This window comes from Rhodococcus sp. P3_B8, from assembly GCF_056402775.1.
The window spans coordinates 1-9,996 of sequence record NZ_JBFUGT010000246.1 but is presented as its reverse complement, the minus strand read 5'-3'; the positions used below and the strand labels follow the sequence as shown (position 1 = coordinate 9,996).

The 9,996-nt window shown below is 70.3% G+C and carries 8 protein-coding genes and 2 pseudogenes; 5 read left to right on the top strand and 5 right to left on the bottom strand.

Features of this window, described 5'->3' with window-relative positions:
• The 4 genes and pseudogenes from AC1D1G_RS35610 to AC1D1G_RS35595 all read right to left on the bottom strand — a co-directional run.
• A pseudogene (locus tag AC1D1G_RS35610) lies at positions 1-260 on the bottom strand (3-hydroxyacyl-CoA dehydrogenase NAD-binding domain-containing protein); the annotation flags it as partial.
• Entirely contained in the window at positions 261-1,469 is a 1,209-nt protein-coding gene (locus AC1D1G_RS35605) for a thiolase family protein (RefSeq protein WP_283331893.1), read from the bottom strand.
• 149 nt (positions 1,470-1,618) lie between these two features.
• A complete protein-coding gene (locus AC1D1G_RS35600; protein ID WP_283331892.1) occupies positions 1,619-2,905 on the bottom strand; it encodes a ribonuclease D in 1,287 nt (428 codons plus the stop codon).
• Positions 2,906-2,954: 49 nt separating this feature from the next.
• Entirely contained in the window at positions 2,955-4,349 is a 1,395-nt protein-coding gene (locus tag AC1D1G_RS35595; protein WP_477955782.1) for a WS/DGAT/MGAT family O-acyltransferase, read from the bottom strand.
• Positions 4,350-4,517: 168 nt separating this feature from the next.
• Between AC1D1G_RS35595 and AC1D1G_RS35590 the strand changes: the two genes are divergently transcribed.
• Entirely contained in the window at positions 4,518-5,768 is a 1,251-nt protein-coding gene (locus tag AC1D1G_RS35590) for an alpha/beta hydrolase (RefSeq protein ID WP_283331890.1), read from the top strand.
• On the opposite strand, the gene AC1D1G_RS35585 is transcribed toward AC1D1G_RS35590, so the two are convergent.
• The gene (locus tag AC1D1G_RS35585; RefSeq protein WP_477955780.1) at positions 5,769-6,362 is read right to left on the bottom strand and encodes a DUF3000 domain-containing protein; all 594 of its coding nucleotides are present in this window, start codon (positions 6,360-6,362) and stop codon (positions 5,769-5,771) included.
• A 161-nt stretch (positions 6,363-6,523) separates the two neighbouring features.
• Between AC1D1G_RS35585 and hemE the strand changes: the two genes are divergently transcribed.
• The 4 genes and pseudogenes from hemE to AC1D1G_RS35565 all read left to right on the top strand — a co-directional run.
• Positions 6,524-7,591, top strand: a complete 1,068-nt coding sequence (hemE, locus tag AC1D1G_RS35580) for a uroporphyrinogen decarboxylase (protein WP_005263993.1) — start codon at positions 6,524-6,526, stop codon at positions 7,589-7,591.
• A complete protein-coding gene (locus tag AC1D1G_RS35575) occupies positions 7,588-8,949 on the top strand; it encodes a protoporphyrinogen oxidase (protein WP_477955779.1) in 1,362 nt (453 codons plus the stop codon). Before hemE ends, AC1D1G_RS35575 begins: the two co-directional genes overlap by 4 nt.
• A 4-nt stretch (positions 8,950-8,953) precedes the next feature.
• On the top strand, positions 8,954-9,649 hold the full coding sequence (gene hemQ / locus AC1D1G_RS35570) for a hydrogen peroxide-dependent heme synthase (RefSeq protein ID WP_105414618.1): 696 nt from the start codon (positions 8,954-8,956) through the stop codon (positions 9,647-9,649).
• Between the two features lie 15 nt (positions 9,650-9,664).
• Positions 9,665-9,996 (top strand): annotated as a pseudogene (locus AC1D1G_RS35565) (molybdopterin oxidoreductase); the annotation flags it as partial.

Here is a 9,996-nt window from a genome sequence, read left to right as displayed (position 1 = left end):
CCCTTGAGGTCCGCGCCTGCGGCGAAGATGAAGGGCTTACCGGTGATCGCGATCGCGACGGGGTGGGCGGCGAACGCCTCGTCCAGTGCGGCGTCGAGGGCCTTCAGGCCGCCCGGGCCGAACGACGACGGCTTGGTGTGGTCGAAACCGTTGTCGAGGGTGATCAGCGCGACCGGGCCCTCGATGCCGGGTACGGCGACGATCTTGGTGTACGCGTTGGTCACGACCTCGTCGGCGAATGCCGTTGCAATGTCGGTCATCTACTTGACTCCATCGAAGTTCGGGTTCTCCCAGATCACGGTTCCGCCCATGCCCAGACCGATGCACATCGTGGTCAGGCCGTAGCGGACGTCGGGGCGCTGGGCGAATTGGCGGGACAGCTGGGTCATCAGGCGGACACCGGAGGACGCGAGGGGGTGGCCGCACGCGATGGCGCCGCCCCACTGGTTGACTCGCGGATCGTCGTCGGCGATGCCGTAGTGCTCGAGGAACGCGAGGACCTGAACGGCGAAGGCCTCGTTGATCTCGAACAGGCCGATGTCCTCGATCTTCAGGCCGGTACGGGCCAGCAGCTTCTCGGTGGCCGGCACCGGGCCGATGCCCATGACGGCGGGGTCGACGCCCTGGAACGCGAATCCGACCATGCGCATGCCGATCGGCAGTCCGAGTTCGAGCGCGGTGTCCTCACCGGCGAGGAGGGCGGCGGTCGCGCCGTCGTTCAGACCGGCCGCGTTGCCCGCGGTGATGCGGCCCGCGGGACGGAACGGCGTCTTCAGCTTGGCGAGGTCCTCGAGCGTGGTGCCCGGACGCGGCGGCTCGTCCTCGGTGGCCAGGCCCCAGCCCGCGGCGGAGCGGGTGGCGACGGGCACGAGGGTGTCGGCGATGAAGCCGGCCTTGCGGGCGGCCTCGTACTTGTTCTGGCTCGCGACGGCGTACGCGTCGGTGCGGTCCTTGGTGATGGTCGGGAACCGGTCGTGCAGGTTCTCGGCCGTGTTGCCCATGACGAGCGCGCTGGGGTCGACGAGGCGGTCGGCGAGGAACCGGGGGTTCGGGTCTGCGCCCTCGCCCATCGGGTGGCGGCCCATGTGCTCGACGCCGCCCGCGATCACCACGTCGTACTGGCCGAAGCCGATGCCCGACGCGGTGGTGGTGACGGACGTCATGGCGCCGGCGCACATGCGGTCGATCGCGAAACCGGGGACGGTCTCGGGGAGCCCGGCCAGGATCGCGGAGGTGCGGCCGATGGTGAGACCCTGATCGCCCGTCTGCGTGGTCGCGGCGATGGCGACCTCGTCGATACGCGCGGGGTCGAGCTGCGGATTACGGCGAAGCAGCTCGCGGATGGTCTTGACGACGAGGTCGTCCGCGCGGGTCTCCGCGTAGATGCCCTTGGGGCCGGCCTTGCCGAACGGAGTGCGGATGCCGTCGACGAACACGACGTTGCGTTGGGTTGTGGTGGATGGAGCCACGCGAATTCCTCCTGATGGAGCAGTTTGGTTCCGGATCACGGCCAGGCGTCCGGCCTCCAGACCAGCGTACCCCTACCGTTACTCGCGGGTAACTTAATGGGTACCTCATCGGGAATTCACGCGCTCACCGCGCGCGTCGGTGCAGTCGATCAGTCGCCGGAACCCTTCTGCTCGGCGGCGGAGAGCAGCGCGCTCGCCAGCACGGGCACCGTCAGCATCCGCTGCCAGGGGCGGGCACCGCCCGCGGCGAGCACCCGGTCGATCGCCGACTCGACGTCGCCGCCCTCGGGGGCCGACCAGTCCCAGCACAACCTGCGGACGAGTTCCGGGGTCACCAGGTTCTCCACCGGCACCGACACCTCCTCGCCGAGAGCGGCCAGCGCGGCGCGGGCCGCCGTCAGCCGCTCGGCGGCGTCGGGGTCGTGCCGCGCCCACCGGCTCGCCGGCGGCGGTCCCGTGAACGGCGGGGTCTTCGGTGGCAGTTCGGTGTCCGGCAGCGCCCGGGCATCCTCGAGCGCCTGCAGCCAGATCCGGGAGTGCCGCCGCTGACGGGGACCGCCGAAGACGGGCAGCGCCCGGAGTGCCTCGATGCTCCGCGGGTCCTTCGTCGCAGCGTCGATGATCGCCGCATCCGGCAGGACCCGGCTGGGGGAGACGTCGCGTTTGCGGGCGAGGTCCTCGCGGGCCTGCCACAGCGAGCGGGCGGCGGCGAGTTGCCGCTGCGTCTTCAGCGACGTGATGTGCGACGTCCGCCGCCAGCGGTCGGCCTTGGGCTTCGGGGGCCCCGCGAGCCGGATGTGCTCGAATTCCTGTGCAGCCCACTCGCTCTTGCCCTGCCCGTCGAGTTCCGCGGCCATCACGTTCCGCAACTCGACGAGAACCTCGACGTCGAGGGCCGCATAGTTCAACCAGGAATCGGGCAGCGGCCGCTTCGACCAGTCGGCGGCGCCGTGACCCTTCCGCAGTTCGAGGCCCAGCGTCCGCTCGACGATCGCGGCGAGACCGACCCGTTCGAACCCGGCGAGGCGCCCCGCAAGTTCGGTGTCGAACAGTGTCGCCGGAGCCAGACCGATCTCCGCGAGCCCCGGCAGATCCTGGTCCGCGGAGTGCAGGATCCACTCCAGCGGGTTGATCACCTCCGCCAGCGGGGCGAGATCGGCGGCGGTGGGGATCGGGTCGAGGAGCACCGTCCCCGCACCCTCCCGGCGCAACTGCACGAGATACGCCCGCGCCGAATAGCGGAAGCCGGACGCCCGCTCGGCGTCGACGGCCAGCGGCCCGGTGCCCTCGCTCAGCGCGGCCGCGGCCTTCGCGACACCCTCCGCCGTGGTCACGACGTCGGGCACGCCGTCCCGGGGTGCGAGCAGGGGAACGATCTGCCGGCCGGGCTCTTCGGCGGGGCCGGGTGACGAGGCGTCGTCGGTGACTTCGGACATGACAGCTGACTCTACGTCGCTTCGGGATTCCCGCAGCGCACCGGCGGGTTCACGACCGGTTCCCCGCTGCCTGGACGAGCTCGTCCAACGCCGCGGGAAACGCGTCGACGAGGTCCCAGAGGTGGGGTGCGAGTTCCGGGCAGCTCATCAGGCCGACGTCGAGCTGACCGTTCAGCGACATCACCGTGACGTTGAGCCCGGCGCCGTGGAAGATCGGGCCCAGCGGATACATCGCCTTGATCAGGGCACCCAGAAAATACAGCGGGACCGACGGCCCGGGCACGTTGGAGATCACCAGGTTGTGGACCACCGGATGCCGTTCCGCCAGGCCGAGGGTCGAGTAGAGGCGCATGGCGGTGCCGAACACGGCCTGCCCGGCGAACTGGGACCAGTCCTGCAGCAGGCTTGCGCCGAGGGTCTCGTTGTGTTCCTTCGATGTCGAGTTGTGCTCGCCGATCGCGAGCAGGCGTTCGGCCGGATCTTCGATCTGGGTGCCGAGTTGAGTGAACATGCCGGACACCTGGTTGGTGCCCGGCCGGTCCGACTTTCCGTGGACCGAGACCGGGACGATGGCGACCAGCGACTTGTCGGGCAGCTCCCGGCGGTTCTGCAGGTACTTGCGCAGTGCGCCCGAGCACAGTGCGAGCACCACGTCGTTGACCTTGACGTCGAACGCGTCCTTGACCGTCTTGACCTTCTCGAGGTCGAGCTGGGTGAACGCGAGATTGCGGTGACTGGTCAACGTGCCGTTCAGGGACGTGCGCGGCGCGGTGAACGGCGCGGGCATGGCGGCGCCGCGGCGGGCCCGGCCGATCCAGCGGGGCAGCAGTGTCAGGCTCTGCGGGACGATCCTCAGCAGTTTCGCGGGCCGGGACGCGACGGCGAGCAGCCCGCCGACGGCGATGTCGAGTGTGCTGGCCTGTCCCGCGCTCTCGGCGGAGTCGTCGGGGCCGGGGCGTGGTGCGTCCGGTTCGAGGCCGCACAGCTGGGCCATCATGTTGGCGCCGGTGATGCCATCGACCCCGGCGTGGTGCATCTTCGACATGACGGCGACGGAGCCGTCCTCGAGACCCTCGATCACCCACATCTCCCACAGCGGCCGGGCGCGGTCGAGGGGAATGCCTGCGATGTCACCGCACAGTTCGGCCAGCTCGTCGCGGCCGCCGGGCGCGGGGAGCGCAACGCGATGGCAGTGCCGGTCGATGTCGAAGTCGGTGTCCTCGACCCACACGGGGTGGTCGAGGTTGAACTTCGAGTCCTGCAGCTTGCGCCGGAACGAGGGAATCGCCTCGGTGCGCGCGCCGAGTTCCGCCTTGAGCTGGGCGAACGTGTAGCCGCCCGGAACCGTCGACGCGTCGAGGATGATGACTCCGCAGACGTGGAGGAGTTGCGTCGACGTTTCGAGGTAGAGGAAGGACGCGTCGAGACCGCTGAGTCGCTGCATGCTCCCGATACTAGAACACGTTCTAGATTGTGGTCCATTGAATCGTGAAAGTGCGAGGTCGACGCCGTGGCGTGACCTACGATTGGCGGCTCCGTCTCGTTCTCGATCCGGCATCCGCCGGCTGGGGTGGGCAACCGATCGATTAGAACATGTTCTACGGTTGGGGGTATGACCCGAGGCTTCGTTCTCCGGCAGGCCGTCGGCGCCGCACTCGCCGCCAACGCCCTGCGTCCCCTGCCCGGTGCGCCCACGTCGGTGGTCGCGTTCTTCTCGGGGTGGCTCACCACCGAACTCGCGCCGCACCTGCTCGCCGTGACCGCGGCCGACGCCGCCCAGCACGCCGCGCGTCACGGAACACGAACCCGAAGCGACCGTGTCGGCCTCGCGCTGGCCGCCGCATCCGCCGCCGGGCTCGCCGCCGTGATCGCCACCGGTCGGGGCGCCGGAGCGGAAGCCGAATCCGCTCTCGTCGACACGCTCGGCGAGAACTACACCGACCGCGACGCAGCCATCGAACACCCCGGGCGACCGGTGTGGCGGCAACTCCTCAACCCGTTCTGGATGCGCAACAAGGCGGTCACCCGGGTCCGCAACCTCGCGTACGGGCCGGGCGGGCGGCGGGCCCGCCTCGACATCTATCACCGGCAGGATCTGCCGTCGAAGAGCCCGGTCCTCCTGCAGATCCATGGCGGGGGATGGGTGATCGGGAACAAGGATCAACAGGGTCTGCCGCTCATGCTCGAGATGGCCTCGCGGGGGTGGGTGTGCGCGGCCGTCAACTACCCGCTGTCGCCGAAGGCGAAATGGCCCGAACACCTGATCGCGATCAAGCAGGCGCTGGCCTGGCTCCGGGAGCACGTCGAGGAATACGGCGGCAACCCCGACTTCATCGCCGTCACAGGTGGTTCCGCGGGTGGCCACCTCGCCGCCATGGTGGCACTCACCGCGAACGACAGTCACCTGCAGCCGGGCTTCGAGGACGTCGACACATCGGTTCAGGCGTGTGTGCCGTACTACGGGGTCTACGACATCGCCGGCGACACCGGAATCAAAGCCGTTCTCCAGCGCGTGCACTCCGGACTGATGCCGATGGTGCTCGGCAAGCACGCCACGTTCCCCGACGACTACCGGGCCGCGTCCCCGCTCGCGCACCTCCGGGCGGACGCACCGCCGTTCTTCGTGATCCACGGCACGAGCGATTCGCTGATCCCCGTCGCCGAGGCGCGGATCTTCGTCGACGAACTCCGGCAGGTGTCCGACAACCCCGTCGTCTACGCCGAACTGAAGGGCGCGCAGCACGCGTTCGACGTGTTCCCCTCGATCCGCAGCATCTCCGTCACGCAGGCGGTCGGGCGATTCCTGGAATGGTCGCGCAGCGCCACCACCGACGTGCCTGCGGCGGGCACGGAATCGGCCTGACTATTTGCCGCCCAGCGTCCGCAGCTGCGACACCCCGGCGGGCGGCAGACCGGCCGCATACGCCAGGACCTCGCAGAACGCCTCGACGTGCGTCGCCAGTTCGACCGATGTCGCCGTCCACGACGCGCGCAGTTCCAGCTGATGCGCATGCGGGGGACCGGCGATGTCGCCGTAGCGCACGGACGTCGTCGCCGTCACCGTCCCGCCGAGCGCGTTGAGAGGTTCGTGGCGCGACTCGAGTGCGTCGACGAGCCAACTCCACGCCACTTCGGGAAGCAGCGGGTCGGACGCCACGGCGGCGTCGAGATCGGCCTGAATGTAGGCGACCAGCCGCATCGTGCCGTTCCAGGCCTCGTCACCCTCGGGGTCGAACAGGAGGATCAGCCTGCCGAACGCGTCACCCTCGCTCTGTTCGGCGACGACCCCGGTGTCCTCGTGCACGACCTCTGCGCCGACGGCGTAGCTGTRCGGCGCGAGCCGTTGCGGGGGCCGGATGGGGCCCAGCTCGATGTCCGCGCGAACCTGCGCGGAATTCATCGCTTCGACCGCGGCGCGGAACTCGGCCGGTTCGGCGGGCGATCCCGAAGTCGTCACAGCTCGGGACGTTAGACCCGGACCCACACATCTCGTCGGAGGCGCGCCGAGCAGGGCCGATCGGCGGCGGAGTCCCGGCATGGCAGCATGAGAGCTGCCGAAATTCGAGCAGGCAGAGAGCGCGAGGACCGATGAGCGGGTTGGAAAGCACCAATGCAGGCATGAGCGAACGGGCGACGTACGCCGCGAGGCGGGTGCTCCCCGACGCGCCCCTCCTGGCGGCCGCGGAAGGCCGTACCCCCGGTCGTCGCCCGGTGTGGTTCATGCGGCAGGCGGGCCGCTCGCTTCCCGAGTACCGCGAGATCCGATCGGGGATCGGGATGCTCGAGTCGTGCTTCGATCCGGCACTCGTCTGCGAGATCACCATGCAGCCGGTGCGCAGGCACGGCGTCGACGCCGCGATCCTGTTCTCCGACATCGTGGTGCCGCTCAAGGCCGCCGGGATCGATCTCGACATCGTCGCCGGCACCGGTCCCGTCGTCGCGAACCCGGTCCGGTCGATCGCCGACGTCGCCGCCCTGCCGCGCCTCGTGCCGGAAGAGGTCGGCGCCGTCGCGCAGGCCGTGCAGCTGCTCACCGCGGAACTCGGCTCGACGCCGCTGATCGGCTTCGCCGGAGCCCCGTTCACCCTCGCCTCGTACCTGGTCGAGGGCGGTCCGAGCCGCAATCACGAGCGCACGAAGGCGCTGATGCACTCCGACCCCCGGACGTGGCACGCGCTGCTCGGCACCCTCGCCGACACCACCATCACCTTCCTGCAGACCCAGCTGCGCGCCGGCGTCGACGCGATCCAGCTGTTCGACTCGTGGGCCGGCGCGCTGTCCCTCGCCGAGTACCGGGAATTCGTGCTGCCCCACTCCGAGCGGGTGTTCGCGGAGGTGGAGAGCGCGAAGGTGCCGCGCATCCATTTCGGTGTCGGAACCGGTGAACTGCTCGGCGCGATGGGCGAAGCGGGCGCCGACGTGGTGGGTGTCGACTGGCGCATCCCCCTGGACGTGGCGGCGCGCCGGGTCGGCCCGGGCAAGGCGCTCCAGGGCAACCTCGACCCCGCGGTGCTGTTCGCGGGACCGGCGGCCGTCGAGAAGCAGGTCCGCCGCATCACCGCGGAAGCGGACGCCGCCCTCGCCGCCGGCGCCACGGGACACATCTTCAACCTCGGGCACGGCGTGCTGCCCGACACCGACCCGGGCGCGCTGACCGCGCTGGTCGAGCTGGTGCACTCCCTGTGACCGGGTCGTCGCCGAACGTTCTCGTCGTCGGCGGCGGCATTTCCGGGCTCGTCGCCGCGTACCGGCTGCGGCAACGGCTCGGCGCCGATGCCCGGATCGTCCTCGCCGACGGCGCGGAGCGGCTCGGCGGCAAGCTGCGCACGGTGGACCTGGCGGGGGAACCCGTCGACGTCGGGGCGGAAGCCTTCATCGCGCGGCGACCGGAACTCCCGGCCCTGCTCGGCGAACTCGGCCTCTCCGACCAGCTGGTGTATCCGGCGGGACTGCGGCCGCTCATCTGGTCCGAGGACGCGCTGCACCCGCTGCCGACCGACACCCTCATGGGGATCCCGGCGGACGGAAACAGCCTGCGCGGTCTTGTCGACGACCGGACGCTCGCGCGCATGGCGGGGGAGCGGACGGTGCCCTTCGACTGGACACCGGGCGCGGACATCGCCGTCGGTGCACTGGTCGGCGACCGGTTCGGCGCGCAGGTGGTCCAGCGGTCGGTGGATCCGCTTCTCGGAGGGGTCTATTCGGGTCTCGCGGACACCATCGGCGTGCGCGCCGCCCTGCCCACTCTCGCGGCGGCGCTCGACCGCGGCGCCACGAGCCTGTCCGCGGCCGTGGCGGACGCCCTCCCTGCCCCGACCCCCGGGCCCGTGTTCGGGGCGCTGCGCGACGGCTACGGCGTCCTGCTGCGCGCCCTGACGGAGGCCGCGTCGGCGGAGATCGTGCACGAGCGGATCCGGACACTCGGCCGGGACGGCGACGGCTGGTCGGCAGAACCTGTGGGCCGCGTCGACGGGGTCGTCCTCGCCGTGCCCGCCCCGCAACTCGCCGACCTGCTCGCCGGCATCGCCCCCCGCGCGTCGGCGGCCGCCGCGGACATTCCACTGGCCTCCTCGGCGGTCGTCGCGCTGGCGCTGCCGATCCGGGTCGACYTCCCGCAGAACTCCGGGATCCTCGTCGCCACCGACGCCGCGCTCGGCGCGAAAGCGTTCACCCTGTCGAGCCGCAAGTGGCCGCACCTCGCCGAGCGGGAGGTGACTCTCGTCCGGGCCTCGTTCGGACGGTTCGGCGACGCCGCCGTCGTCGACGCACCCGACGACGAGTTGATCGCCGCCGCCCGGCAGGATCTCGCGACCGTCACGGCGGTGACCGCGGAGCCCGTCGCGGTACACGTCCAGCGCTGGCACGGCGGCCTGCCGCAGTACGGTCCCGGCCATCTCGACCGGGTGGCGGTGATCGAGCAGGAAGTCGCAGGTCTGGACGGTCTCGAGGTGTCCGGGGCACTCCTCCACGGGGTCGGTGTTCCCGCGTGTGTGGCCGCTGCGACGACGGCGGCTGCACGGCTCGCCGGGCGAGTGGCACGATAGACCCATGGCACGCCTCGACTTCGACGCATTGAACTCTGAAATCCGCTACCTCATGTTCTCGGTGTTCCAGGTGGAACCCGGTGTACTCGGGGACGACCGGGAAGCTGTGATCAAGGAGGCGCGGATCTTCTTCGAAGGTCAGGCAGACAAGGGTGTCGTGGTGCGCGGGCTCTACGACGTGGCCGGTCTGCGAGCCGACGCCGACTTCATGATCTGGACGCACTCGGCGAGCATCGAAGCCCTCCAGGCCACCTACGCCGACTTCCGCCGCACCACCGCACTGGGCCGCGCGAGCAAGCCTGTGTGGAGCAACGTCGCGTGCCACCGTCCCGCCGAATTCAACAAGAGCCACATTCCGGCGTTCCTGGCCGGTGAGGACCCGGGTAACTACATCTGCGTGTACCCGTTCGTCCGCTCCTACGAGTGGTATCTGCTGCCCGACGAGGAGCGGCGCAAGATGCTCGCCGACCACGGTATGGCGGCCCGCACGTACAAGGACGTCCGCGCCAACACCGTGCCCTCGTTCGCGCTCGGCGACTACGAGTGGATTCTCGCGTTCGAGGCGCCCGAGCTGTACCGCATCGTCGACCTGATGCGCGATCTGCGCGCCACCGAGGCCCGTCTGCACGTCCGCGAGGAGGTGCCCTTCTTCACCGGCCCGCGGGTGGATGTGGAGAAGCTCATCACCGCTCTGCCGTGATCTGACACAGCACAGATGAATGACGCCGACGGGGCGCGCACCGCGCCCCGCTACCAGCACATGTCGCACTGGGGCATGTTCGAGGCCGAGGTCGCCGACGGCGACGTCGTCGCCGCCCACCCGTACACCGGTGACGCGAATCCGTCACCGGTGCTGGGCAACATCGCCGGGTCGGTCCGCAGCAAGGCGCGGATCACCGGCCCGGTGGTGCGCCGCGGGTGGCTCGAGAACGGCCCGGGACCCAGTAGTTCCCGAGGGTCCGACGAGTTCGTGTCGGTCGACTGGGAGGAGCTGACCCAGCGGCTCGCGAACGAACTGCGCAGGGTCGTCGACACGCACGGCAACAG